This is a genomic window from Cedecea sp. VD22 (assembly GCF_037150195.1).
Lineage (GTDB): Bacteria > Pseudomonadota > Gammaproteobacteria > Enterobacterales > Enterobacteriaceae > Cedecea.
On sequence record NZ_JBBCPX010000007.1, the window covers coordinates 28,337 to 54,068 of the forward strand.

Consider the following 25,732-nt stretch of genomic DNA (forward strand, 5'->3'; position numbering starts at 1 on the left):
TGGCCCGCCAGGTGCGGGCCTTGTTGTTTTTACAACTTAAGCCCGCACCTTCACCGTAACCAGCACCGCTGTCAGCAGCATCAGGCTGCCGGACAAGATAAGCGGGGCCAGCAGGCCGAGGTTATCCAGCGCGAGGCCGCCTATTGCCGCCCCGCAGGTGTTGGCCAGTTGAATTACGGCCACCTGAATTGACCCGGCTTTTTCCGCCTGATCTGCCAGCGAGCGGGTGATCCACGTTGACCAGCCGACCGGTACGAGGGCAAAGGCCAGCCCCCAGACAATAGCAATCACCGATGCCACGGCTTTGTTCGTCCCCCACAGCACCAGTATCGCCGCGCTGATAGCGAGAATTAATGGCGCGCAGGCCAGGGCCAGCTTGAGCGATCGTTTCAGGATCGGGGCGGAAAGAGAGGTGCCGACGAAGCTGGCAATACCGAAGCTCAGCAGCACCAGCGTCAGGCCGTCCACGTCAAAGCCCGCCAGGGTCATATAAACCGGGCGAATATAGGTAAAGAACGAGAACTGCCCGGCGAACGCCATGAAAATTGCCAGCATACCCGCCAGCACGCCCGGGCGTTTGAGCAGGCCAAACATGTTTTGCTTCTGGTGCGCCGCTTCCCCTGGCAGAGAAGGCAGCGCTTTCCAGACCCAGATAATACAGGCGACGCCCATCAGGGCGGCGGCGTTAAAGACGTTGCGCCAGCCGATGATCCCCCCGAGGAAGCTGCCCAGCGGGGCGGCAATCACTAGCGCAATCGAGACGGCTCCGAAGATAACGGACAGCGCCTTAGGCACCGTGCGCGCGGGCACAAGGCGCATGGTCAGCGAGGCCGACATTGCCCAGAACCCGCCCAATGCCAGCCCAAGACAGGCGCGACCAAGCAGCAGCAGAGAGAAGTTGCCCGCGAACGAAACCAGCAGGCAGGAGGCGGTGAGCAGCACGGCAAAAAGCAGCACCACGCGGCGGCGATCGGTCGATCCAATCAGGTTGGTGACAAACAGGCTGGCAAACATCGCCACAAAGGCGGTGACCGTGACCGACTGCCCGGCAAGGCCTTCGGAGATATTCAGTTCCTGCGCCATCGGCGTCAGCAGGCTAACCGGCAAAAACTCAACGGTAATCAGGCAGGCCACGCAAAACGCGATGGCAAAGACTGCCGACCAGTTGGGGCGTGTTACTGAGGTTGCCGGAATGGTATGGGGGGCGGTTTCATTCATCCTGAAGTCCTGGGTCAAAGTTTGGGGCAAGCCTTCCAGTGTATCACCGCTTGCGCAACGTCTTTAACCTTTTGGCAACTTCACTCAGTATTGCGCGGCAGGCGTTCAAGATCCCTTTATCTGAATCAAACAAAAAATAAACAAATTTAACAAAAAACGAACAATTTTCTGGGGCTAAGAGAATAATATAACCCCCTAAATTAACGAGGCTTTTATCTCTCCAGAATCATTTTCCCGAAAGGTTTACCTGGTCATTTCTTAGGCGTTATTAAGACTGAGCTTATGCAACATAAAGAATTGGTATCTATTACTTAAATAAAATTTAGCTTAATTTAGCCATACTTCGTAGCCCATCACGAATATATAAAAATTTCATCTTGAATTATTAAAGATAACTTTATACGGCACATTAAATTATGTGCTGGGGAAACGTTTGTCTTTAATTCTAATGAAACCACTGAGCATTCTAAGGAATTCCCACAGGATGTGGGGAATGCGTTATGCGGTCATTTAAGACCGATGATGATTCAAACGGAGTCATGAAGGATGCCTGACTCCGATGTGCGTTTTATATATGAAGGAATACCCATGAAATTAAGCAAAATCGCCTCTTCTCTGATCGCAACCGTTGCTCTGGTCAGCAGCGCCGCTAACGCAGCAGATCCTGTTATCGTTAATGGCGGGACCGTGCACTTCCAGGGCGAGCTGGTTAACGCCGCTTGTGCGGTAAGCACTCAGTCCGACGGCCAGATCGTTAAACTGGGCCAGTACCGTACCGCCGCTTTCACCAAAGTGGGCGATACCTCTTCCCAGATCCCATTCAACATCGTTCTGACCGATTGCGATAGCACCGTGGCGGCCACCGCTTCTGTGGCATTCACCGGCCAGACTGATGCGACCGACCCAACGCTGCTGGCGGTAAACTCCAGCGGGAATGCAACCACCGCGAAAGGCGTGGGTATCGAGATCCTGGATCGTACCTCTAAGACCCTGTCTCCGAACGGTTCTACCTTCTCTACCGCTCAGACTCTGAACGACGGTGAGAACACCATTCCGTTCACCGCTCGCTATAAAGCAACCGCTGCCACCGCGACTGCCGGTGCTGCGAACGCGGACGCAACTTTCGTTATGAAATACGAATAATCAGCCACGGCTGAGAGCACAGGGATGATTCAGCCTCACGGATGAGGCTTGTCCGACGCGAGTCCAGAGAGGACGATGATGATAAGGAAAATCCTGCTCCTGGCGATGCTGGCTGCGGTGAATCCCGTTCAGGCAAAGCGCATTGTGGTTATCCACGGTGGGGAAGTGCATATGCAGGGTGAGCTGGTTAACGGCGCCTGCGCCGTCGCACCTGAAAGTCAGGAAATGACGGTGCAAATGGGCCAGTACCCGAGCAACGTATTTAAAGATGTTGGCAGCTACGCGCCGCCCAGCATCCCTTTTACCCTTCGGCTGACGGACTGTCGCCCGGAGGTTTATGACCATGTGGGCATCGCGTTTCAGGGATCTACTCCTGCGGAAGATCCTCTGGTCTTTCTGGCCACGTCCAGCGTAAGTGGCAATGACGCCAGCAGCGGCATTGGCCTCGCATTATTCGACCAACAGCAGCAGCTGATTATTCCCAATAGCGAACCGGCGTCTTATTCGGAAATAACTACGCAGGAAATGAGTTTTCATTTTACTGCCCGTTATCGCGCGGTTTCTAAGCATATGTCGCCCGGAAATATTCGCTCTGACGTCTGGTTCACGCTGGTTTATCCCTGAACCTCTGCTTTTCCATTCTGGCTATTTTGATGGTACCTGTCGTGATGAACAAATTATATAAAGCCGCTTCGGCACTGATGCTCTCTTTAATGATGATGACTTTTAATGCGCAGGCTGCGGGCGGTATTGCCCTGGGCGCTACGCGCGTTATTTATCCGGCCGACGCGAAACAAACTTCGCTGGCCATCACCAACAGCGATCCGAAAGAGCGCTTCCTGGTGAACTCATGGATCGAGAACGATCTCGGCCAGAAAGAGAAAAGTTTTGTGGTTACGCCGCCGCTGTTTGTCAGTGAGCCAAAAAGCGAAAACACGCTGCGTATTATCTATGCCGGGCCGGCGTTACCGACGGATCGCGAGTCTATTTTCTGGATGAACGTGAAGGCCATTCCTTCCGTGGATAAAAACAGCGTTGAGGGAAAAAACGTCCTTCAACTGGCGGTGCTTTCCCGCATCAAACTGTTTGTACGCCCTAAAAATCTGCAGATGCAGCCGGAAGATGCGTTGAAAGAGATTCGCTTCGCGCGCAACGGTCAGTACCTGAAGATCAGTAACCCGTCGCCTTACTACGTTTCACTGGTCAACCTGAAAATGGGGAGTGAAAAACTGCCTAACACCATGGTGGCACCGAAAAATAGCGTGCAGGTTGCCGTACCGTCTGGCGTTCAGGGGGCGGTGAGCTTCCAGACTGTGAACGACTACGGCGCGGTGACCAAAGCACAAGCGGGTGTCATGCAGTAACGCCAGGCGGGCAAAGGGAAGCCGATAAATCATGAAGAGATCAGTCTCGCGTAAAGTGTTTACGCTAGCGCCGCTGGCGGCGACCATTGTGGCCTCATTTTGGCCCGCGTTCGCTGCCGCTGAGAGCTATTTCAACCCGGCATTTTTGTCGGACGATACCGCGGCGGTGGCGGATCTGTCTCGCTTCGAAAAAGGCAGCAGCCAGCCGCCGGGCGTTTATCGCGTGGACATCTGGCGCAACGATGAATTTGTTGCCACCGAAGACGTGCATTTTACGGCGACGGAATCGAAAGTCCCTGCTTCTGAAGCCGTGAAGTCCGGCGGGCTGACGGCCTGCCTCGACGTCGACTGGCTCAAGCGGCTCGGGCTGAATATGCTGGCGTATCCTGAGCTGGCGAAATATAAGTCCGGGGAGTGCGTCCCCGTGATTACGGCCGTGCCAGGCGCTGAAATGAGCTATGACTTTTCGCGTCTGCGACTGGATATTAGCCTGCCACAGGCCTCTTTAATCAACAGCGCCCGCGGTTACATTCCACCGGATCAGTGGGATGAAGGGATCCCGGCGGCGCTGCTGAACTACACCTTCACCGGCAACCGCGGCACTTACAACGACAGCTACTATCTGAACCTGCAAAGCGGCCTGAATCTGGGCCCGTGGCGCCTGCGCAATAACGGGGCCTGGAACTACACCAGCGGCGATGGCCACCACCAGAATCAATGGCAGAATATCAGTACCACGCTGCAGCGCACGATTATCCCGCTCAAGGGCGAGCTGGTCATGGGCGACAGCAACACCGGCAGCGATGTGTTCGACAGCCTCGGGTTTCGTGGGGCGCGCCTCTATTCTTCCGACAGCATGTACCCGGACAGCCTGCAGGGCTACGCGCCAACCGTGCGCGGGATTGCCCGCACCAACGCCAAGATTGTTGTCCGCCAGAACGGCTACGTGATTTATCAGAGTTATGTCTCTCCGGGCGCGTTTGCCATCAGCGACCTTAACCCGACCTCTTCAAGCGGTGACTTAGAGGTTACGGTAGAGGAGAAAGACGGCTCTGTGCAGAAATACTCCGTGCCTTATTCCACCGTGCCGATGCTGCAGCGTGAAGGCCGATTTAAATATGATGTGGTGATGGGGGATTTCCGCAGCGGGAATAACCAGCAGGATAAGCCGTTCTTTACTCAGGGTACGTTGATTGCCGGTCTGCCGAACGGCTACACCGCCTATGGTGGGACACAGCTGGCAGAACGCTATACCGCCGTTGCGTTAGGTGCCGGGAAAAACCTCGGTGACTGGGGGGCGATTTCGCTCGATCTTACCCATGCGCGCAGCAAGCTGGCGGATGACAGCGATCATCAGGGGCAGTCGCTGCGCTTCCTGTACGCCAAATCCCTGAGCGGCTACGGAACTAACTTCCAGCTGCTGGGCTATCGCTACTCCACGCGCGGTTTTTACACTCTGGATGATGTGGCCTACCGGAATATGGAAGGCTACCAGTACGAGTGGCAAAACAATGACAGCAACCGGCAGGAGCTGGTGGCGACCAGCTATCACAACCTGCGCTACAACAAAAAGGGCCGATTTCAGGTCAATATCTCCCAGTCTCTGGGGGATTACGGCTCGGTCTATGTTTCCGGCAGCCAGCAAACTTACTGGGGAACCGATCAGGACAACACCTGGTACCAGCTGGGGTACTCCAGCGGCTGGCGCGGGATCAGCTACTCGCTTTCCTGGTCGTGGAGTAAGTCGCTCGGCCTGGCAGACACCAACCGGATTGTCGCCTTCAACCTTTCGATTCCGTTTAGCACGCTGCTTGGGCACGGTTATTCGCGCGATACGGCGCTGGATCGTGCCTACGCCACGATGGCCACAAGCCGCAGCTCTGACGGCAAAAATAGCTGGCAATCCGGGGTCGGCGGCACGCTGCTGGAAGGTCGCAACCTGAACTACAGCGTGAGTCAGGGGCATACCAGCAATAACGGCTATTCCGGCAGCGCCACTGCCAACTGGCAGGCCACGTACGGCACGCTTGGCCTGGGCTACAACTATGACCGCAACCAGCATGACTTCAACTGGCAGGCTTCCGGCGGCGTGGTCGGCCATGCGGACGGGGTGACCTTCAGCCAGCCGCTGGGCGACACCAACGTGTTGATTAAAGCGCCGGGCGCTTCCGGCGTCAGCATTGAAAACCAGACCGGGGTGAAAACCGACTGGCGTGGCTATGCCGTTATGCCGTATGCCACGGTTTACCGCTACAACCGCGTAGCGCTCGACACCAACACAATGGACAACCACACCGACATTGAAAACAACGTCAGCAGCGTAGTGCCGACGGAGGGTGCCCTGGTCCGCGCCACCTTCGATGCCCGAATTGGCGTGCGCGCCATCCTCACCGTTAAACGCGGCGACCGCCCGGTGCCGTTTGGTTCCGTGGTGCGGGAAGAGCAAAGCGGTGTGACCAGCATGGCCGGTGACGACGGGCAGATTTACCTCAGCGGCCTGCCGCTGAAGGGCAAATTGCTGATCCAGTGGGGCGACGGGAAGGGTTCCCAGTGCCGCGCCAACTATTCCCTGCCGGAAGAGAGCCTGAAACAGGCTATCGTCATGGCAACCGCCACCTGTTCATAGCGTGCGGAGAGATTCAGGAAGATGAAAATGAAACTGAGCAATGTTATCGCGGGTGGCTTGCTGCTGGCCTGCGCAGGTCCTGCTGCCGCAACGGTGTGCTACAACTCCAGCGGCACCGTCACCGATGTCTCTTATGACCTGTCGGACAAATTTAACAGCAGCAATAACAACGTTGGGCAAGTCGTTACCCTGGCGGAAAAAACGCAGTGGGTCGGGGTAAATGCCAAATGCCCGGCCGGCACGATCGGGAACACGACGATGCGAAGCTACAAGACGGAGCTGCCGGTTCAGGAAGTGGTGGGCAGTTATCAGTACCTGAAGATTAATGATTATCTTAACGGGGCGATGCAGATCACCGACAGCTATGCTGGTACGTTCTACCCGCCGCGCAATTATATTCAAATGGGGAGCCACCCGAACGTCTCTAAGCAGCAGCCTTTTGGCGTACAGGATTCGAAGCTGGTGTTTCGCCTTAAAGTCACCCGCCGTTTTATTAACATGGTGCCGATTCCACGCCAGACGATGTTCCGGGTCTACGTAACGACCACCTCTGCGGACCCGTTAGATACGGTCGTTTACACCATCAGCTACAGCGGCAAAGTTGAAGTCCCGCAGACCTGCGAAATCAACGCCGGGCAGGTGGTGGAGTTTGATTTTGGCAGCATCGGGGCATCGTTATTCAGCCAGGCCGGAGCCGGTAACCGCCCGCAAAGCGTGACGCCGCAAAGTAAAACGGTCGGCATCAAATGCACTAATATCGATGCCCAGGCTTACCTCACGCTGCGCCTTGAGGCTGAGAAAAGCAGCGGCAATATGATGATATCCGATAACAGCGATCTGGGCTTTATCGTGGCGAACGCCAGCGGTACGCCGCTGACGCCAAACAACCTTGGCAGCAAGATTAATTTCCAGCTTGATGATGCCGCTGCGGCCCGGGTGGGAATTCGCGCCTGGCCGGTCAGCGTGACGGGCGTTAAGCCGAAGGAAGGGCCGTTCACGGCTCGTGGCTATCTGCGCGTTGATTTCGACTAAGGGGACCTGATGAACAAGTTTATCCTGAGCGCGCTGGCGCTGGTCCCGATACTCTGCGTGCCCTCAGTGAAAGCGGCTTCGCCGCTGGGGGAAATCAACGTTGAGCTGCATGGAACAATCGTGGATTACACCTGTGTCGTGGAGACGGGCGGGGACAATAAGACGGTGAAGCTTGGCTCGTGGCCGACCAAACAGCTGCGCACCGCCGGGAGCACAACTCAGGCAATGCCGTTTAACCTGAAGCTAACCGGCTGCCCGCCGAGCGGTACCGCCTCTATCACCTTTAATGGCAAGAGTACCGGCACGGGACTGCTGGCGCTAAACGCTGCCAGTACGGCGAAAAATGTGGCCATTGAGCTACTGAATGAGGATAAGTCCCGATTGTTGTTGAATGATGCCAGTAAAACGATGCCGGTTGATGCCAACGGCGATGTGACGCTCAAGTTTTGGGCAAACTATATTGCCACGGCGGACAACGCGGATGCCGGGCTGGCCAATGCGGATGCGACGTTTCTGATTAACTACAATTAAAGCATCGTTAATGGTTCCAGAAAATAACCGGGAGGAGTCTTCCCGGTATTTCCGCTTCCGGTGCGTAATGGTCCTTTATAGCAGTTCATGCACCTTGGCATAGTCAATCAGCTCGACAATGGAAGTGAGTCCGAGTTTAGAGAATATATTAGCTTTATGTGCGCTAATGGTCTTGTTACTCAGTAATAGCTGTTCGGCAATCTCTTTATTCGACAGACCGTTTGCCAAATAACGCAAGACTGTGATTTCGCGGTTGGATAACGGCATATCGTCCATCGTTCCCCGGCGTGATTTATGGCTGCTGATAAAATGCAGCGTTTCCGAAGGGAAAAAGGAGTAGCCAGAAAGCAACATTTCAACCGCGTTAAATATATCTTCCTGTTCCTTACGTTTGCTCACAAATCCGTTGGCGCCGGCCTGAATAGCGCGCCCTGCGTAAAACGACTCTGATTTTGACGACAGGAAAAGGATTTTGGTTTTTTCCTGTAATCCTTTGATTCTTTTAAGTAATGTAAAGCCATCTGTGTTGGGGAGTTCAACGTCAAGAATCACCAGATCGACTGGATTCGCGCGCATATAGTCGATAACTTCCCGACCATCATCTGTTTTTAAAACAACATTAATATCTTTATTTTTCTGGAGGAGAACTTCTATCGACATTCTGACAATAGGATGCTCGTCCATAATGATTACGGATGCCGGTTTCATTTTTTTTTGCCTCGATTGTTTGATAAAAACATCGCTTTGACACAGCGTCAATGGCAGCGAAAGTGATAAACAGTGAGTTGGCGGTTGCCGGTCTTTATGCGGGAACCTCCTTGTTTTTTTTAACTCTCTTCCTTTTTAAATTCGTTATTGTCGGCGGGAGAATGACTGCCTAAATAACTTCACATGTAATCCTTATAGATGCCATGGCAAATATAAATATGTGATGAGGTGATTATACAGCGCAGTTTTTGTGGGAAAAGTCTGATGTTCCTGGAATAAGTCTAAGTCAATACGAAATGCTGTGTAGTTAATTGACCTTTTTCTAAATTGAATTAACGAACCTAATTTTTTAGTTAAGGTGGGTTAAAAGACTTTTTATTGGAGAAAAAATGACATTTAGTTCTGAATGTTGTTATTTTGTTTTGGATCAAAAAGTGCTGAATGGCGTCATAGCGGAATAATTGCTTCCAGGAATAGTTGTAATTGTTAATTTTTTGTTTGTTTTTAACTCAATTTGAACATTGAAATTAAGTAAATTCTTAAAATATCTTATGCCTCAGTAGGTTAGTTCGATAGCCAATGTGCGCTATTTGCAACAGAAATTTCATGTAGAAGGTGCAGCAATTTACTGCGGTTATCGAGCGCCAGTCGGGTCAGCAAAACGTTGAAGCGATAAACGACGTAATGATAGGGTTTCTCAAGTAAAAGGGCGATTGATTTCAATGACTCTCCGCGGCTCAGCGCCAGTAAAATCGCCCACTCTCTGAGGGAAAAAACCTGCGTGTCGTAACTCGCCGCCAAATCTGGGGCGCCGGGGCTTAAAGCCTGTTTCAGTTTGTCCGGGGGCAGACGACGCTGGACAATCTTGCAGCCAACGGCTTGCTGAATAAATCGTGTTATTTCGGGCTTTCGCTGCGCGCTAAGCAGCATGATTTGGTGTTGCGGCGTGGTGATAATTTGTTGGCGAATGGCCTTCAAAACGTCAAGTGTGGGGATCTCCAGGCTGTCGAGGTCGACGATCAGTCGCGGTACGGGAGAGTGCACCTGATGCGCGATAACGTCATCCAGCGAAGAGAGCACGGGAATGTTAAGGCGATGGAAAAGCGTGCCGGTGATTGCGCTGCTGAGGAAATTGTCGGCAGAAACGAGGATGGCGTCGGGCTTCTTTGGTTTTTGCCCCCCAATCAATTGCTGTTGAATATATTCGAGTCGATCAAAAAAAAGTGGCGCGGTGGAGTTGGCGGGGTTTAGAAGATAATCAGTCCTGGTACGACGGTGTTTATTTCGCCTCATAGCTGCGCACATAAGCCTGCTCACAATGACAAGGTATCAGAGAGCAGCCAGCGTTTATGCGGCCATAAATAGCCTTGCCCGAAGCTGGCACCTGACTGGAGAGCGAGCTCGAGATGATGTGTGTCTTCGATACCTTCAATGATAATGTGAGGTGAAATGTCCGCGCACCGTGCGACCAGGCGTTGAAGTGCCCTGGGATTTTTACCGAGCGTCCAGAATGCTTGCTTATCAATTTTTACTCCGCCGACATCAATGGCGTAGCGGTGGAAGCTTTCAATACAGCCCTCGGTAAGGTCATCCAGCCATACCGATATCCTTTGTTGCTGTAACAGCTTAATTCGCTCCCGCAGGCAAAGCTGATGCCGCCTGGAGCACGTATCAAAAAGTGGAGCATCCTGTATCTCAATTGTTATCCATGATTCACAAACATCAAGCAGCCGGGCGAATAGCCGCTCGTCAATCAGCGCCATAATGGGAAGGTTAAGGAAGAAGCTACCGGATGCCTGTCGGGACTTCAGCAGGTTGGCCTGACGGCAAAAAAGCGCCACGCTGTCGGCTGCCGACAGGTTTGCAAAAAAAACCTCGGAATCGCGTGATGGCGCGGCGAGCTGGCTGAGTACTTCGTGGCTAATAACGTGTCCGCTAAATAAATTAACAATCGGTTCCAGACGGAAACCGGAAATATGCTGGTCAACAGATAATAAATTGTTATCTCTAGAAATATTTATCATTATTTTGTCGCTAATTGTGACAGCTATAACTGAATTGCTGAGCAATCAATGCCCTGAGAGGAAGAGGTGGTGTGCTTTCAGCAAATTTGGAGATTTTTCTGAGCGTATTCTCTCAGCGCCTCGAATGAGTGAATACCGGGGATGGCTTATTCCAGGTTGCGAAAATTCGCAACCCTGAAGAGTGAGGGGCGCGTTTTTTTTATAATTAAGAGTAATTCCCTGGCATAATAAGAAAATACTTAATTAAATAATTCAATCCAGCAAGAACGGCAGGTTGAGTTTGATATAATTCATGAGTTTATATTGGCTCTTGATATTAAGTTTTTTCATAATCGACAGTCGTTTATCCCGCGCAGTATTTTCATCAATATGCATAATAAAAGCCGCGTCAATCAGCGAGTAACCACAGGCCATTAGCTTCAGTAATTCACGCTCCTGCATGTTGAAATGCCGCGTTGTGCAGTAGTGGCAAATAGACGTAGGCACGGGCAGGGTGTTTTTTTTGCGCCGTTCTGGATCTATCCAGGGGGCCAGTTTGAGCCTGACATCTTCGACCTCATCCTCACGGTAGATAGACGGCAGCATATACAGGCAGGGACGAAACATCAGGTTCTCCTGATCCTGCTTTTTGCAGATGAGGATCACCCGCTGATGGCGCGTCGTCTGCGGTATTTTGTAGCAGTTGGCGGTTGACCAGTTGTCGTCTAGCGCGAAAAAAACCAGATCGGCGACGTCCTGGTGCGCCAACGGTAGGAAATGATAAGTCTCGCTAAACTGACGGCAGAGCTGCTGGATAATAATTTTAATGCCATTGGCAAAATGGCTATTTCTTTCACAGATAGCAACGGTAAGCATGCCTTCCTCCGGGCTGGTTGACTATTAAAAAAATGATAGTGAAAAAAACTCGGATTATGAATGTGTTACGACTTAACCCCGCAGGTGTGGAGGATGAATTATTGCCAGGCCATTTCCTGGGAGTAGCAGAAAAAACGGCAAAAAAACGCTTTGGGTAAAGTTTTCTGCTGTTACGCCGATGATTAAGACTTGTCTTACAGGGAATGAGAAGCAATGTTAAACCGTATCAAAATCGTTACAAGCTTACTGGTCGTCCTGGGGCTGTTTGGCATTTTGCAGATAGCTTCCGGCGGATTGTTCTTCAATGCGCTGAAGCAGGACAAAGAAAATTTCACCGTTCTACAAACCATTCGTCAGCAGCAGTCAACGCTGAACGGCAGCTGGGTCGCGCTGTTGCAGACCCGTAACACCCTGAACCGCGCCGGTATTCGCTACATGATGGATGCCAATAAAATTGGCAGCGGTGCAACCGTTGAAGAACTGATGGCGATTGCCAGCACTTCGCTGAAACAGGCTGAGGTTGAGTGGGCGGCTTATGAAGCTTTACCGCGCGATCCACGCCAAAGCGACGCGGCCGCACAAGAAATTAAGCGCAACTACGATATTTATCACGGTGCGCTGGCAGAGCTGATTCAACTGCTTGGCGCGGGGAAAATTAATGAATTCTTCGATCAGCCAACCCAGGGGTATCAGGATGGCTTTGAGAAGCAATACGTTAACTATCTGCAGCAAAACGACCACCTTTATCAGGAAGCGGTCGACAGCAGCAACAGCTCCTACAGCATGGCGATTTGGATCCTGATTGGTGTCCTGATTGTGGTGCTGGTGGTGATCCTTGTGGTCTGGCAGGGGATCCGCACCACGCTTATCTCTCCGCTGAATCGCCTGATCGAAAGCATTCGCCACATCGCCAGCGGCGATCTGGTGCGCAAAATCGACGTGGAAGGCACCAACGAAATGGGGCAGCTGGCCGAGAATCTGCGCCATATGCAAAACGAGCTGGTGATTACCGTGGGTGAGGTTCGCAACGGCGCGAACGCCATTTATAGCGGCGCCAGCGAGATTTCCATCGGCAATAACGATCTCTCTTCTCGTACCGAACAACAGGCGGCTTCGCTTGAGGAAACGGCCGCGAGCATGGAGCAGCTGACTGCCACGGTTAAACAGAATGCTGAAAACGCCCGTCAGGCTAGCCAGCTGGCGCTAAGCGCCTCTGAAACCGCGCAGCGCGGCGGTAAAGTCGTAGACAATGTGGTGCATACCATGAGCGAAATTGCCGGCAGTTCGCAGAAAATTGCTGACATTATTAGCGTCATTGACGGCATCGCCTTCCAGACCAACATCCTGGCTCTTAACGCCGCCGTTGAAGCTGCCCGTGCGGGTGAGCAGGGACGTGGTTTTGCCGTGGTAGCCGGGGAAGTGCGTAATCTGGCGCAGCGTAGCGCGCAGGCCGCGAAAGAGATCAAAACCCTGATTGAGGATTCGGTTAGCAAGGTGGATACCGGCTCAACGCTGGTTGAAAGCGCCGGGGAAACCATGGGGGAAATCGTTAATGCGGTGACCCGCGTGACCGATATCATGGGCGAGATTGCCTCTGCTTCTGACGAGCAAAGCCGCGGGATCGATCAGGTTGGATTAGCGGTTGCAGAAATGGACCGTGTGACCCAGCAGAACGCCGCGCTGGTGGAAGAGTCTGCCGCCGCCGCCGCTGCGCTGGAAGAACAGGCCAGCAGGCTCACGCAGTCCGTTTCCGTATTCCGTATCGCTCAGGAACGCCAGGCCAAAGCCCAGGCCGCTGCGCCGAAGGCTGTCGCGACGACGACTGCCCCGCGTAAAGCCGTGGCTGCTACGTCTGACGATAACTGGGAAACCTTCTGATTCGAGCTGTATAGGAACAACAAGGCGGGTAGCTCAATGCTGTCCGCCTTTTTTATATCCTCGCTACCATTTCCAGCGCGTCGCTGTCCTGAAGCCAGTCGCGCGAATTGATCCTCAGCATTTCCATAAAGGTCGTCCCTGCGGTGGACAGCCGCCCTATACTGGGGCAAACGATGTTCACGCTGGTTGCCGGCAGCACTTCTTTAAGCGTCAGTGGCCGAAGGTTTTTTTCATAGCCAGGAAAGCGAAGCCTGACCGAAGTCCACATGCTAACAATGGGCGCCTGTTCCATCATGCGCGCCATAATCCACGGCGAGGAGCAGTGCACAATCGTCGGCGGTAGCGGCAGGTTATAGCGGCGGAAGACCTGGCCCAGAATAGAGTGCTCTCCCGGCTCATCCCAGTCCAGCCAGGGAAATTGCATCAGGCTTTTCAGCGTGGTGGTGTGGGTGACGGGATGATGCTCGCCGGCAATAATGGTGTTGCTGAGGGCGTAGAGCGTTTCCTGGTAAAACGTGCCGATGGGCGTTCCGCTGGCACTGGTCATCACCGCCATATCCAGCCGCTGATTAGCGAGCGCATCCAGAATCTGGAGCGGCCTGCCTTCCATGGCGATTAACTTCACGCCGGGAAAGCGGCTCTGGTACTGGCTCATTGTGGTGCTAAAGGGACCGTAAGAGGCGGCGGAGGTAAATCCAATGCGCAGCTGACGCATGGCTTTTCCGAGCAGATTATCGATTTCATCCCGCGCCTGATGTAACGAGCGATCGATATCCCTGGCATGGCGCAACAGCACTTGCCCGTACTCATTTAGCGTCACGCCCCGTGATGAGCGTTGCAAAATTGGCATGCCGATTTCCGTCTCCAGCTCCTGAATGGTTTTGGAAATAGCGGGTTGAGTGAGATGCAGCGCCCGGGCAGCCTTGCCTATGCTGCCCTGTGCGGCAACTTCTAGTAATACATCTAATTGATTTATTTTGATTTTCATTTGTCACTCCGCCATCGGCTTTCGCCATAGTGCAAAAAATGCACTTTCAGGATACGAAGAATATAACCAAAGCCATAACTAATTTTTATGTTTGCGATGTTCTTTTTTTATGCAGATAGTCGAATCACCCTCAGAAGTCACAGCCCGACATGCAAAAAATAATGAGAAGGAAGTGAGCATGAAATCATCTGCAAGTATTGCCTCAGCGGCTAGCGGGTTGATCGCCGCGATGCCGCCTCAAAGCCGTCCTCTGGAAGAGCGAACCAGCGCTAAGTCTCTGGTGGCGGTAACATTGGGTAACGGATTAGAAATCTATGATTTTGCGGTTTATAGCTTCTTTTCAGTGATCATTGGCCACCTTTTTTTTCCCTCCAGTAATGACTATGTTTCGCTGCTGCTGGCGGTAGCGACCTTTGGCGTCGGTTTTGTGATGCGCCCATTGGGCAGCCTGGTGCTGGGTAACTATGCGGATAAGCATGGCCGCCGTTCCGGGATGACGTTGATCCTCGGACTGATGGCCCTTGGCGTGATGCTGGTGGCGTTTGCGCCGACTTACAGCCAGGTCGGAATACTGGGGCCCATCGTGTTGATTGCTGGCCGCCTGCTGCAAGGTTTTTCCGCCGGGGGCGAAATCGGCGCGGCAACCAGCTGGCTGATGGAGGCCGGAGATAAATCCCGGCGCGGGCAGCGCGTGAGCTGGCAGATGACCAGCCAGGGCGGCGCGGCACTTTTTGGGGCGGCAATGGGAGCAGGATTGAGCCACTACCTCAGCGAAGAGGCCCTGTACGATTGGGGCTGGCGCGTGCCCTTTATTCTGGGTCTGGCGATCATGCCCATTGGGATGTACATCCGGCGCCATTTGCCGGAAACGCATCATACTGAAGCGACTCCCCAAAAGGAGAACTCGGCCAAAATCCTCTGGCGGGAGCATCGTCGGGCTCTGCTGTTGGGCATTTTGCTGATAATGAAAGGCACGACAACGTTCTACATCATCATTTATTACATGCCTGCATACATGGTGAACACGCTGCACATGCCGGCGGCGACCTCCTATTGGATAAGCCTGACGGCGGCGCTGATGACGCTCCTGATCCCTTTTTTCGCAGGAAAGTTGGCGGACAGGCTGCCCAGACGTAAGCCGATCATGACGTTCTGCTTTGCCGTTTCACTCTTGTTGGTTTGGCCAATCTTCGCGTCGATTTTGAACGGTATGCCGCTGTGGATCACTATTGCGTTAATCGCTGTCGATCAGGTGCTGGCGAATGTGTGCACGGTGGTGCTGTTCCTGCTGCTGCTCGAAGCATTTCCGAAAACGGTTCGGGCCTCGGGCATCAGCATTGTGTATGCCGTTGGCGTCACCCTATTTGGCGGCTTTGCGCAATTTAACGTGACCTGGTTGCTTAAAGCGACGGGTCAGCCGATGACGCCGGCCTGGTATCTGATTTTTTGCTCTTTCGTTTCGCTGGCGGCGCTGCTTGTCTGGCGGGAACGGAAAACGCAACCTGACGCTTAATACAAGGAGCTACCTATGTTGATTAAAGAGATTCTGGATCGTGAAGAAGAGATGATCGCCCTTCGGCGTGATTTCCACCAAAACCCGGAACTGGGGTTTGAAGAGTTCCGCACCAGCGATCGTATTGCTGAACTGCTGACCGGCTGGGGTTATGAAGTACATCGCGGGTTAGGCGGCACCGGGGTGGTTGGGACACTAAAAGTGGGAAGCGGCAGTAAAAGATTGGGGATCCGCGCCGATATGGACGCGCTGCCGATGCAAGAGCAAACCGGGCTGCCCTGGGCAAGCCAGGTGGAAGGTAAGATGCATGCCTGCGGGCATGACGGCCACTGCGCCATTCTGCTTTCTGCGGCTCGCTACCTGGCGGAGAAGAAGCCTTTTAACGGGACGCTGCATCTGATCTTTCAGCCCTCGGAAGAAAAGATCGGCGGTGCTAAGCGGATGATCGACGACGGTCTGTTCAGGCTGTTCCCGTGCGACGCGGTGTTTGGGCTGCATAATTTCCCCCTGATCCCCGCCGGTCAGTGGGTGACGAAGCCGGGGGCGCTAATGGCCTCTTCTGACAGCCTGACCATCACGCTGGAAGGTAAAGGTGGGCATGGCTCGATGCCGGAGCACTGTATCGATCCTACGATTGCCGGAGCCTCTATTGTGATGGCGCTGCAAACTATTGTCTCTCGCAATATCGACCCGCAGGATGCGGCGGTGGTGACCGTGGGCAGCCTGCAGAGCGGCACAACACACAACATTATTCCGCACACAGCCGTGCTGAAGCTGAACATGCGTGCCTTTAAAAAAGAGGTTCGTGAGGCGCTCAAACAACGGGTTGAAACCCTCGTCCACGCTCAGGCGGAAAGTTTTGGCCTGAAGGCCTGTATAGAGGTGGATTTTGGCTATCCGGTGACGATAAATAACGAAGCACAGACGGCATTCGCGCTTCAGGTTGCCCGGGATACGTTCGGCGCGGATAACGTCGCGGATCCTCAGCACGTGAAGAGCATGATGGGCAGCGAGGATTTCTCTTTTATGCTGGAAGAGGTGCCGGGGTGTTATCTCTGGCTGGGTACGGCGACGGGGAAAGACGACTATTCAGTGCATCATCCTCTGTATCAGTTTAACGATGCCTGTATTTCGGTGGGGGCTACATATTGGGTTCGGTTGAGTGAGGCATTTTTACGCTGAGAATTTCCCCCTGACGCTTTCCTTTGCGGGAGCGTCAGGGGGCGGAGCGTTACTCGGCGTCTTTCGGGGCTTCGCGGTTTTCCAGTTCGGTCAGTCGCTGCTCCAGCAGAGCCAGTTTTTCGCGGGTGCGCAGCAGGACCTGAGTTTGCACGTCAAACTCCTCGCGGCTCACAAGGTCAAGGCGGGTTAACTGAGACTGCAGGATCTGGCGTACTTTCTTCTCCACATCATCCCCGAACTCACGAATCCCTTTCGGCATTGACTCATGGACCTGGCGGGCGATTTGTTCAATTTTTTTCGGGTCAATCATAGCGGCTTCCATTATCTGGCGAGTAATAGGGCTAATTGTAATGCCTGATTGCCAGGGGATAAACTGGAAATGTTGCCTGTGTAATCGTTGCCCACAAAAATGATTAGCGCTATAGTGAACCTGCTTATTCTCAGGGCGGGGCGAAACTCCCCACCGGCGGTAAATCAGCGAACGCTGAAAGCCCGCGAGCGCTTCAGGCTTTGCCTGAAGGTCAGCAGATCCGGTGTAATTCCGGGGCCGACGGTTAAAGTCCGGATGGGAGAGAGTAACGATCACGTCAGGCCCTGGCCTGCCCGCGTTATTTTTTTAGCTCCTAAGACTGCCCTGATTCTGGTAACCATAATATTAATGAGGTTTTTATTACCATGAATCAGACGCTACTTTCTGCATTTGGCACCCCGACTGAGCGCGTTGAGCGTGCTCTTGATGCGCTTCGCGAAGGCCGTGGCGCCATGGTTCTCGACGATGAAAATCGTGAGAACGAAGGCGATATGATCTTCCCGGCTGAAACCATGACCGTGGAGCAAATGGCGCTGACCATTCGCCACGGGAGCGGCATTGTTTGCCTGTGCCTGACCGACGAACGCCGTACACAGCTCGATCTGCCTATGATGGTCGAAAACAACACCAGCGCTTTCGGCACCGGGTTTACCGTGACCATCGAAGCCGCTCACGGCGTGACAACCGGCGTTTCCGCAGCCGACCGTCTGACCACCGTTCGTGCAGCTATTGCCGACGGCGCTAAGCCGAGCGACCTGCACCGCCCTGGTCACGTTTTCCCGCTGCGTGCGCAGCCGGGCGGCGTGTTAACTCGCGGCGGCCACACCGAAGCCACTATCGACCTCGTTTCCCTGGCCGGTTTCAAACCTGCGGGTGTGCTGTGTGAACTGACCAACGACGACGGCACCATGGCGCGTGCGCCGGAGTGCATCGAGTTTGCACGCAAACATAATATGGCGGTTGTGACCATCGAAGATTTGGTGGAATATCGCCAGGCGCAAGCGCGTAAAGCCAGCTAAAAAAGTAAAGCCCGGTCAGCACGATCGGGCTTTTGTTCTTCACGCCCGCCTCGCTGTTTTCGTCTTTTCAGACCTGTTCAAAATTTCTGATGATCATCATCATGCTTATCTGAGTTCTTCCCACAAAAATTGGGCGTAATCTGTGTGTATTGAATCTTAGCCATTTAAGGACACCATCATGACAAGCCCACGTATGCCCGCGCTGTTCCTTGGCCACGGTAGCCCGATGAACGTGCTGGAAGATAACCGCTATACCCGCGCCTGGGCTCAGCTCGGCGAAACGCTGCCGCGGCCAAAAGCGATTGTGGTGGTGTCGGCCCACTGGTTCACCCGTGGAACGGGCGTGACCGCGATGGAAGCACCGAAGACGATTCACGACTTTGGTGGTTTTCCTCAGGCGCTGTATGACACGCATTACCCGGCACCTGGCTCGCCTGAGCTGGCGCAGCAGCTGGTTGAATTATTGGCACCAACGCCGGTGGCGTTAGATAAAGAGGCATGGGGCTTTGACCACGGCTCGTGGGGAGTGCTGATCAAGATGTACCCTAACGCGGATATCCCGATGGTGCAGCTGAGCATTGACAGCACGAAGCCGGCAGCCTGGCATCTGGAGACTGGCCGCAAACTGGCCACGCTACGTGACCAGGGCATTATGCTGGTGGCGAGCGGTAACGTGGTGCATAACCTGAGAACTGCGCGCTGGCACGGTGAAAATACACCTTACCCCTGGGCTGAGTCGTTTAACGACTATGTTAAAGCCAACCTGACCTGGAAGGGGCTTGCGGAGGAGCATCCGCTGGTGAACTATCTAAGTCATGAAGGCGGTTCACTGTCTAACCCGACGGCGGAGCATTTCCTGCCGCTGCTTTATGTCCTGGGCGCGTGGGACGGCAAAGAGCCGGTGACGATTCCGGTCGACGGCATAGAGATGGGATCGCTGAGTATGCTGTCGGTTGTGGTAGGATAAACAGAAAAGCGCCCAATGGGCGCTTTTTTAATGCTCTATTCCACAAAGATATGTGGATAGAAACGGGAAAGATCCTGCGTAATAAGCTCGCGATCCTCACGAATCCCGATCCCTGCAGGCTGATCGTTAATAAGCCAGCTGCCAATCAGCGTATAGCTGTCGCCGAATTTTGGTAGCGGATAGAACTGCTGGACGATCATGCCTTCTTCGCCGTACGGCCCGTCAACGCGCGCGATCTCCTGGCCATTCTCGATGATCTTCACGTTGGCGCCTTCGCGGGAGAAGATTGGCTTCACGACGTATTTTTCCATCGGCGGGAAGTTGTCCTCGGCGAAATAAGCCGGCAGCAGGTTAGGGTGGCCCGGGAACATCTCCCACAGCATCGGCAGCAGGGCTTTGTTGGAGATAATGCTTTTCCAGGCTGGCTCCAGCCAGCGCACGCCGGCATCTTCCAGCTTGGTGGAGAACATCTCGCGGAGCATGAATTCCCAAGGGTAGAGCTTGAACAGGTTACTGATAACCTGATCCTGCAGATCGGTAAACTGACCTTTTTCGCCGAGGCCAATTTCCTCGATAAACAGGAACTCACTGGCGACGTCAGATTCGGCGGCGCAGTCCTGCAGATACTGCACGGTGCCGCGATCTTCTACCGTGTCCTGACAGCAGGCAAAGTGCAGTAGATTGAAACCATGCTGCTGCTTGAGTTCGGCGAAACGTTCGATCAGCTTTTCCTGCAGGCTGTTGAACTGGTCTGCGCCTTCGGGCAGATTGCCCGCAGCCACCTGATCTTCAAGCCAGATCCACTGGAAGAAAGCCGCTTCATACAGCGACGTTGGCGTATCGGCATTGTTTTCCAGCAGCTTGGGTTCACCCACGCCATCCCACGCCAGATCCAGGCGGGAATAAAGGGAGGGCTGCTGGCTGCGCCATGACTGGCGAACAAATTCCCAGGTGTGTTTCGGAATGCGGAAACGGGCCATTAGCTCGTCGCTGGCCACCACTTTTTCCACAACCTGCAGACACATTTGATGCAGCTCGGCGGTGACCTCTTCCAGGCGTTCAACCTGAGCCAGCGTGAGCTTGTAATAGGCGTCTTCACACCAGTACGGCTCCCCGTACATGGTGTGAAAATTGAAGCCGTATTCCGTGGCTTTTTCGCGCCAGTCCGGGCGTTCAACGAGAGAAACTCTTTCCATGATTTATCAGCCGCCCATCGAACGGCTGCTGCCGGAGGTGGCGCTGCTGCGCTGCATGGTGGATTGCTTGGCCACTGACTCACCAAAGCCGCCACGAGTCACCGTTGAGGTGGTCGCAGGTTTTGGTGCCATCGCGCTTTTCGGAACGGTTGTCGTCCGGCCAGGGGTGGCCGCGCCGTAGCTTTTACCGCTGGCATCGGCGTACTTGCCGTAAGCCGGGCTGGCCGGGTTTTTTGAGGTAAACAGCGGCTGCTGCGCAAAGCCCGCGCCGCCGCCCATCAGACGGCCCATCATGTAGCCCGCCATCAGCGGCATCCAGAAGCTGCCGCTTTGCTGCGGTTGAGCCTGAGCCTGGCTTTCGCCGGCAAGGCTTGCCTGAGCAGGGGCTGGCTGGCACTGGCCTTCGCCAAACTCGGCCACGCAGGCTTCACGGGAAGCGTACTTCGGTGCCGTGCGCTCGGCTTCTTTCAGAGCGTTATTATAGGCGGTGGTACATTCCGCGCTTTTGCTCGGGTTTGCCTGCGAGCAGTCGTCCGCGTTTTGGTACATTGAGACGGTTTCGTCGCTTTGTTCACAGCCGGCCAGCATAAAGACGGCGGTGACCGCCAACGCCACCGGCGTTAAATGGCGTGCGTTCCAGCTTTTGCGGAACGATGAATGATTTATATTTTTTGTCCGTTTCATTTAATCAGTCCTGAGCCCAGTAGGTTTGGTGCTAAGGATAGGGGATGAGCGGTTGAAATTGAAGCGATGTTGGCCTGTTGGCAGGAGATCTTTACGTTGCCTTACGTTCAAACGCGAGACAGAAAAAAAGGGGCGTAAAAATACGCCCCTTTCGTTGGCATTCCGGCGATTAATTAGCGAATGGGTTCGCTTTTTTCCCGCTGGTGGCCGCAGCCGGAGTGGCATGAGTTGCCTTAGTGGAAGCCGTCGCTGGCGCGGTGTTGTAACCGTCAGCGCGGGCATCCTGCTCTGGGTTTTCCGGCGCAACGCTGTCCGCAGAGGTTGAAACCGGTTTGCCCAGCGTATTGTTCAGCGCAATCAGATCTTGCTCGTTCAACGTACCCAACGCTGATTTAATATTCAGCTGGTTAATCAGGTAGTTATAACGAGCGCTGGAGAGTTGCTGTTTGGCGTTATACAGCGTGGTGGTCGCATCCAGCACGTCAACGATAGTACGGGTACCCACCGAGTAACCGGCTTCCATCGCATCAAGGGAGCTTTGCGCAGACACCACGGCCTGTTTATAAGCGTTGATGGTGCTGATAGAGGCATTCACGTTGTTGAAGGAGGAACGCACGGTCTGTACCACGCTGCGGTGCGCGCTTTCCAGCTGCTCGCTGGCACCCACAAAGTTGTACTGAGCCTGTTTAACCTGAGAGTTAACCTGGCCACCCTGGTACAGCGGCAGGGAGAAGCTCAGGCCAACCTGGTTCTGCCCTTTATAGCTGTTGTCATACTGAGAATTGCCGGAAGTTTTAGAACCATTGTAGCTGCTGTTAGTGACGCCGCTGGATGCGTTCAGGCTCAGCGTCGGCAGATGACCATCTTCAGCCAGGCGAATTTGTTCGCGCGCCAGATCCTGGCTCAGACGAGCCTGAAGCAGGCTAAGGTTGCGTTTTTCAGCATCTTTTAGCAGGTTGTTGACCGCATCTGGCTTGGTGGTTTTGAAACCGTCTACGTTCAGAGAAGCCAGGCTCAGATAGTCGTTCCCGGTGACCTGACGCAGTGATTCCACCGCGTTGTCCAGGTTATTACGGGCGGTGACTTCGTTCGCCAGCACGGTGTCGTACTGCGCGCGGGCGTTCTGCACGTCAGTGATGGCGACCAGGCCTACGTTAAAGCGCTGAGTCGTTTGATCCAACTGGCGGTAAATGGCCTGTTTCTGCGCTTCAGTATAGGAAAGCGCGTCAATGGCGCTCAGCACGTTGAAATAGGCTGTGGCCGTGTTCAGGATCAGAGACTGCTGATCGGTCTGGAAGCTGACGTCCTGAATCCCTGCGGTTTTTTCCTGCAGGCTCAGTGCGCGCCATTTCGACATATCAAAAATGGTTTGCGTCAGCTGTAACGTTGCGCTGGTCGTGTTGGAGTTAATACCGTTAGAGTCGCGGAAACCGTTACCGTAGGTGTAATCTGCACCCAGGCCCAGCTGTGGCAGTAATGGGCTGCGTGCTTCATTAATTTTTTCGAATGCGGCGTCACGGTCAGCAGCGGATTTACGCAGGTCCGGGTTGCTGGTGCGCGCCTGTTGATAAACCTGCAGCAGGTTTTCTGCCTGGCTCATGGCGCTGAAACCCGTTAGGCTCAGACCGATAAGAATGGGGAGCAGTTTCTTCATTTGCATTCCTTGTTGTGAAGCAGAATTATTTTGTTTAACGCCGACAGGAGTCAAAGATGATCGCCGATTCTACAGATTCCGTCAGCCGGGCAGGTTGGCGTAAAGTGCCATCTACCTTAATTTTCACCAATCTACCACATCAAAATTGAAAGGGCAGTTACGCAGGGTTGAAATCGCCCGGCCAGCGCCCATTTGTCATCAGGACATCATCTATGAACAAGTCAGAAAAGCTAGCGGCTACTTTCGCCAAAAAGGATGTAGAAATTATTGCACGGGAAACGCTTTATCGTGGCTTTTTTTCACTCGATCTTTATCGTTTTCGTCATCGTTTATTCAACGGCGAAATGAGTGGCGAAGTCAGGCGCGAAATTTTTGAACGCGGTCACGCTGCGGTACTGCTACCCTATGACCCTGTGCGTGATGAAGTCGTGCTGATAGAGCAGATTCGTATCGCCGCCTGGGACACCAGCGAAACCCCATGGCTGTTAGAAATGATCGCCGGCATGATTGAAGAGGGCGAAAGCGTAGAAGATGTTGCGCGTCGTGAAGCCGTAGAAGAAGCTGGCCTTGCTGTGGGCCGAACCAAACCGGTTCTGAGCTATTTAGCCAGCCCCGGCGGCACCAGCGAAAGGTTGTCTATTTTAGTCGGCGAAGTGGATGCCACTCAGGCCAAAGGTATTCATGGCCTGGTGGAAGAAAACGAAGATATTCGTGTTCATGTGGTGAGCCGGGAGCAGGCTTACCAGTGTGTCGAAGAGGGGAGCATCGACAACGCGGCAACGGTCATCGCTTTGCAATGGCTGCAGCTGCATTATGAGCAACTAAGAAAAGAGTGGAATCACTGATTATGAAGCGCTATACCCCTGACTTCCCCGAAATGATGCGTTTGTGCGAAACCAACTTCGCGCAGCTGCGCCGCCTGCTGCCGAAAAATGATGCGGCGGGCGAAACGGTAACCTATCAGGTTAATAGCGCCAGATATCGATTAACTATTTCAGAATCAACACGTTATACCACCCTGGTGGAAATAGAACAAACGCACCCCTCGGTGAGTTACTGGAGCCTGCCGTCAATGTCGGTCAGGCTGTATCACGACGCGATGGTCGCGGAAGTGTGTTCAAGCCAGCAGATCTTTCGCTTCAAAGCGCGATATGATTATCCGAATAAAAAGTTGCATCAACGCGACGAAAAGCATCAAATTAACCAGTTTCTTGCTGATTGGCTGCGCTACTGTTTAGCGCATGGAGCAATGGCCGTGCCTGTGTATACCTAGTTTTTTTAGGGTTGAGGACGGTTAACGGCACAACGCCCTGAATAAATGGATGATATTGATACCCTGAATGAATCGAGCTGCCGCCTGGATATCAGCAGCTTAAGTGTGGTGGGTAGTGAGTGCGTGAAACCTAAGGACACCATTTGGAAAGCCTGTTAACCCTTCCTGTGGCCGATGGAGGCCGAATCAGGATATTGCAAATAACCGATACCCATTTGTTCGCTGGAAAGAACGAAACGCTGCTCGGGATTAATACCTGGAAGAGCTATCAGGCGGTCTTGACCGCTATTCTGGCCGAACAGCGTGCCTGCGACTTACTGGTGGCAACCGGGGATTTGGCCCAGGATCACAGCGTGGAGGCTTATCAGCATTTTGCTGAAGGAGTCTCCAGCATTTCTGCGCCTTGCGTTTGGCTGCCGGGTAACCACGATTTTCAGCCTGCAATGTTTAACGCTCTGCAGGAAGCGGGTATTTCTCCGGCCAAGCGCGTTTATATCGGCGATCGCTGGCAAATCTTGCTGCTGGACAGCCAGGTCTTTGGCGTTCCCCACGGTGAACTGAGCGACTATCAGCTGGAATGGCTTGAGCGTCAGCTGGCTGCGGCTCCAGAGCGCCACACCCTACTTTTGCTGCATCATCATCCTCTTCCTGCGGGTTGTAGCTGGCTGGATCAGCACAGCCTGCGCAATGCTGCCGCACTGGATGCCGTGCTTAAGCCCTGGCCGCAGGTGAAAACGCTGCTTTGTGGGCACATTCATCAGGAACTGGATCTCGACTGGAACGGTCGCAGAATGCTGGCCACGCCTTCGACATGCGTCCAGTTCAAACCTCACTGCGCCAATTTCACGCTCGACACCATTGAGCCGGGGTGGCGCTGGCTCGATCTTTATCCTGACGGCAGCCTGACGACGGAAGTTTGCCGTCTGCAAAGCGGTAAATTCAGCCCTGATACGGCTTCTGAGGGTTATTAATGCCTGCGTTACTGTATCTGCACGGGTTTAATAGCTCTCCGGCCTCCGCAAAAGCGACCCGTTTTAAGGCGTGGTTGGCTCAGCATCATCCTGAAATTGAGATGATTGTGCCTCAGTTACCGCCTTATCCGGCAGAGGCTTCCGAGCTGCTAGAGTCGCTGGTGCTCAAACGTGGAGGAGAGCCACTGGGCATTGTGGGGTCTTCCCTCGGCGGTTATTACGCGACCTGGCTTTCGCAGTGCTTTACGCTGCCTGCGGTGGTGGTTAACCCGGCGGTTCGCCCTTTTGAGCTGCTTGTGGGTTACCTTGGTAAAAACGAGAACCCCTACACCGGGCAGCAATATGTGCTAGAGTCACGCCATATTTACGATCTGAAAGTCATGCAGATTGACCCGTTGGAAGCGCCAGACCTGATTTGGCTGCTGCAACAAACGGGCGATGAGGTGCTTGATTACCGCCAGGCCGTAGCCTACTACGCGCTCTGCCGCCAGACGGTGAAACCCGGTGGCAATCATGCCTTCACGGGCTTCGAAGATTATTTCACACAGATTGTCGACTTCCTCGGCTTGCGCTGAGGCCTGACGGCCGATTTCCTG

25 protein-coding genes and 1 riboswitch are annotated in these 25,732 nt (G+C 53.8%); of the genes, 15 read left to right on the plus strand and 10 right to left on the minus strand.

The window, feature by feature from the left end:
* Nucleotides 1-36: 36 nt before the first annotated feature.
* Entirely contained in the window at nucleotides 37-1,218 is a 1,182-nt protein-coding gene (gene nepI, locus WFK85_RS14175) for a purine ribonucleoside efflux pump NepI (protein WP_166995166.1), read from the minus strand.
* Between the two features lie 588 nt (nucleotides 1,219-1,806).
* On the opposite strand from nepI, the gene fimA reads away from it, so the two are divergent.
* The 6 genes from fimA (at nucleotide 1,807) to sfmF (ending at nucleotide 7,914) form a co-directional block, all read left to right on the plus strand.
* Nucleotides 1,807-2,361, plus strand: coding sequence for a type 1 fimbrial major subunit FimA (fimA, locus tag WFK85_RS14180; RefSeq protein ID WP_336708651.1), 555 nt, complete (start codon nucleotides 1,807-1,809; stop codon nucleotides 2,359-2,361).
* A 78-nt stretch (nucleotides 2,362-2,439) separates the two neighbouring features.
* Nucleotides 2,440-2,985 (plus strand): type 1 fimbrial protein subunit FimI, encoded by a 546-nt coding sequence (gene fimI / locus WFK85_RS14185; protein WP_008460884.1) that lies wholly within the window; start codon nucleotides 2,440-2,442, stop codon nucleotides 2,983-2,985.
* Nucleotides 2,986-3,029: 44 nt separating this feature from the next.
* Nucleotides 3,030-3,725, plus strand: coding sequence for a type 1 fimbria chaperone FimC (gene fimC / locus WFK85_RS14190; RefSeq protein ID WP_008460886.1), 696 nt, complete (start codon nucleotides 3,030-3,032; stop codon nucleotides 3,723-3,725).
* A 31-nt stretch (nucleotides 3,726-3,756) separates the two neighbouring features.
* The gene (locus WFK85_RS14195; RefSeq protein ID WP_336708653.1) at nucleotides 3,757-6,351 is read left to right on the plus strand and encodes a fimbrial biogenesis usher protein; all 2,595 of its coding nucleotides are present in this window, start codon (nucleotides 3,757-3,759) and stop codon (nucleotides 6,349-6,351) included.
* A gap of 27 nt (nucleotides 6,352-6,378) precedes the next feature.
* Nucleotides 6,379-7,383 (plus strand): type 1 fimbria D-mannose specific adhesin FimH, encoded by a 1,005-nt coding sequence (gene fimH / locus WFK85_RS14200; RefSeq protein WP_166995169.1) that lies wholly within the window; start codon nucleotides 6,379-6,381, stop codon nucleotides 7,381-7,383.
* Between the two features lie 9 nt (nucleotides 7,384-7,392).
* The gene (sfmF, locus tag WFK85_RS14205; RefSeq protein WP_008460892.1) at nucleotides 7,393-7,914 is read left to right on the plus strand and encodes a fimbria assembly protein; all 522 of its coding nucleotides are present in this window, start codon (nucleotides 7,393-7,395) and stop codon (nucleotides 7,912-7,914) included.
* A gap of 75 nt (nucleotides 7,915-7,989) precedes the next feature.
* Here the strand turns inward: sfmF and fimZ are convergent, their stop codons facing one another.
* From fimZ to fimW, 4 genes are all read right to left on the minus strand, one after another.
* The gene (gene fimZ, locus WFK85_RS14210; protein WP_008460895.1) at nucleotides 7,990-8,622 is read right to left on the minus strand and encodes a fimbria biosynthesis transcriptional regulator FimZ; all 633 of its coding nucleotides are present in this window, start codon (nucleotides 8,620-8,622) and stop codon (nucleotides 7,990-7,992) included.
* Nucleotides 8,623-9,186: 564 nt separating this feature from the next.
* Nucleotides 9,187-9,927: a DNA-binding response regulator gene (locus WFK85_RS14215; protein WP_336708655.1), complete on the minus strand. Its 741-nt coding sequence runs from the start codon at nucleotides 9,925-9,927 to the stop codon at nucleotides 9,187-9,189.
* An 8-nt stretch (nucleotides 9,928-9,935) separates the two neighbouring features.
* On the minus strand, nucleotides 9,936-10,646 hold the full coding sequence (locus WFK85_RS14220) for an EAL domain-containing protein (RefSeq protein WP_336708657.1): 711 nt from the start codon (nucleotides 10,644-10,646) through the stop codon (nucleotides 9,936-9,938).
* Between the two features lie 252 nt (nucleotides 10,647-10,898).
* A complete protein-coding gene (fimW, locus tag WFK85_RS14225; protein WP_008460898.1) occupies nucleotides 10,899-11,501 on the minus strand; it encodes a fimbria biosynthesis transcriptional regulator FimW in 603 nt (200 codons plus the stop codon).
* Between the two features lie 213 nt (nucleotides 11,502-11,714).
* On the opposite strand from fimW, the gene tsr reads away from it, so the two are divergent.
* Nucleotides 11,715-13,379: a methyl-accepting chemotaxis protein gene (gene tsr, locus WFK85_RS14230; RefSeq protein ID WP_336708658.1), complete on the plus strand. Its 1,665-nt coding sequence runs from the start codon at nucleotides 11,715-11,717 to the stop codon at nucleotides 13,377-13,379.
* Nucleotides 13,380-13,431: 52 nt separating this feature from the next.
* Here tsr and WFK85_RS14235 read toward each other — a convergent pair whose 3' ends face one another.
* Nucleotides 13,432-14,367 (minus strand): LysR family transcriptional regulator, encoded by a 936-nt coding sequence (locus WFK85_RS14235; RefSeq protein ID WP_336708659.1) that lies wholly within the window; start codon nucleotides 14,365-14,367, stop codon nucleotides 13,432-13,434.
* Nucleotides 14,368-14,545: 178 nt separating this feature from the next.
* Between WFK85_RS14235 and WFK85_RS14240 the strand changes: the two genes are divergently transcribed.
* Together WFK85_RS14240 and WFK85_RS14245 are read left to right on the plus strand one after the other, a co-directional pair.
* Nucleotides 14,546-15,880, plus strand: a complete 1,335-nt coding sequence (locus WFK85_RS14240) for an MFS transporter (protein ID WP_166995176.1) — start codon at nucleotides 14,546-14,548, stop codon at nucleotides 15,878-15,880.
* A gap of 15 nt (nucleotides 15,881-15,895) precedes the next feature.
* The gene (locus WFK85_RS14245) at nucleotides 15,896-17,062 is read left to right on the plus strand and encodes an amidohydrolase (protein ID WP_166995178.1); all 1,167 of its coding nucleotides are present in this window, start codon (nucleotides 15,896-15,898) and stop codon (nucleotides 17,060-17,062) included.
* Between the two features lie 49 nt (nucleotides 17,063-17,111).
* On the opposite strand, the gene ubiK is transcribed toward WFK85_RS14245, so the two are convergent.
* Nucleotides 17,112-17,372 (minus strand): ubiquinone biosynthesis accessory factor UbiK, encoded by a 261-nt coding sequence (gene ubiK / locus WFK85_RS14250; protein ID WP_008460905.1) that lies wholly within the window; start codon nucleotides 17,370-17,372, stop codon nucleotides 17,112-17,114.
* Nucleotides 17,373-17,494: 122 nt separating this feature from the next.
* Nucleotides 17,495-17,643: riboswitch (FMN riboswitch) on the plus strand.
* Nucleotides 17,644-17,737: 94 nt separating this feature from the next.
* Between ubiK and ribB the strand changes: the two genes are divergently transcribed.
* Both ribB and ygiD read left to right on the plus strand, forming a co-directional pair.
* Nucleotides 17,738-18,391 carry a 3,4-dihydroxy-2-butanone-4-phosphate synthase gene (gene ribB / locus WFK85_RS14255; RefSeq protein WP_336708661.1) on the plus strand — a complete coding sequence of 218 codons (654 nt, stop codon included), beginning with the start codon at nucleotides 17,738-17,740 and terminating at the stop codon, nucleotides 18,389-18,391.
* 178 nt (nucleotides 18,392-18,569) lie between these two features.
* The gene (gene ygiD / locus WFK85_RS14260; protein WP_336708663.1) at nucleotides 18,570-19,358 is read left to right on the plus strand and encodes a 4,5-DOPA dioxygenase extradiol; all 789 of its coding nucleotides are present in this window, start codon (nucleotides 18,570-18,572) and stop codon (nucleotides 19,356-19,358) included.
* Nucleotides 19,359-19,393: 35 nt separating this feature from the next.
* Here the strand turns inward: ygiD and WFK85_RS14265 are convergent, their stop codons facing one another.
* The 3 genes from WFK85_RS14265 to tolC form a co-directional block, all read right to left on the minus strand.
* Nucleotides 19,394-20,554: a glutathionylspermidine synthase family protein gene (locus tag WFK85_RS14265; RefSeq protein ID WP_008460911.1), complete on the minus strand. Its 1,161-nt coding sequence runs from the start codon at nucleotides 20,552-20,554 to the stop codon at nucleotides 19,394-19,396.
* A 6-nt stretch (nucleotides 20,555-20,560) separates the two neighbouring features.
* Entirely contained in the window at nucleotides 20,561-21,238 is a 678-nt protein-coding gene (locus WFK85_RS14270; protein ID WP_008460913.1) for a DUF1190 family protein, read from the minus strand.
* A 169-nt stretch (nucleotides 21,239-21,407) separates the two neighbouring features.
* On the minus strand, nucleotides 21,408-22,892 hold the full coding sequence (gene tolC / locus WFK85_RS14275) for an outer membrane channel protein TolC (RefSeq protein WP_442892295.1): 1,485 nt from the start codon (nucleotides 22,890-22,892) through the stop codon (nucleotides 21,408-21,410).
* A gap of 212 nt (nucleotides 22,893-23,104) precedes the next feature.
* On the opposite strand from tolC, the gene nudF reads away from it, so the two are divergent.
* The 4 genes from nudF to yqiA all read left to right on the plus strand — a co-directional run bounded on the left by nudF (nucleotide 23,105) and on the right by yqiA (nucleotide 25,711).
* Nucleotides 23,105-23,737 (plus strand): ADP-ribose diphosphatase, encoded by a 633-nt coding sequence (nudF, locus tag WFK85_RS14280; protein WP_166995184.1) that lies wholly within the window; start codon nucleotides 23,105-23,107, stop codon nucleotides 23,735-23,737.
* Nucleotides 23,738-23,739: 2 nt separating this feature from the next.
* The gene (locus WFK85_RS14285) at nucleotides 23,740-24,165 is read left to right on the plus strand and encodes a DUF1249 family protein (protein WP_008460921.1); all 426 of its coding nucleotides are present in this window, start codon (nucleotides 23,740-23,742) and stop codon (nucleotides 24,163-24,165) included.
* 143 nt (nucleotides 24,166-24,308) lie between these two features.
* The gene (gene cpdA, locus WFK85_RS14290; protein WP_336708667.1) at nucleotides 24,309-25,136 is read left to right on the plus strand and encodes a 3',5'-cyclic-AMP phosphodiesterase; all 828 of its coding nucleotides are present in this window, start codon (nucleotides 24,309-24,311) and stop codon (nucleotides 25,134-25,136) included.
* Nucleotides 25,136-25,711, plus strand: a complete 576-nt coding sequence (yqiA, locus tag WFK85_RS14295; RefSeq protein ID WP_008460923.1) for an esterase YqiA — start codon at nucleotides 25,136-25,138, stop codon at nucleotides 25,709-25,711. Before cpdA ends, yqiA begins: the two co-directional genes overlap by 1 nt.
* Nucleotides 25,712-25,732 lie beyond the last annotated feature (21 nt).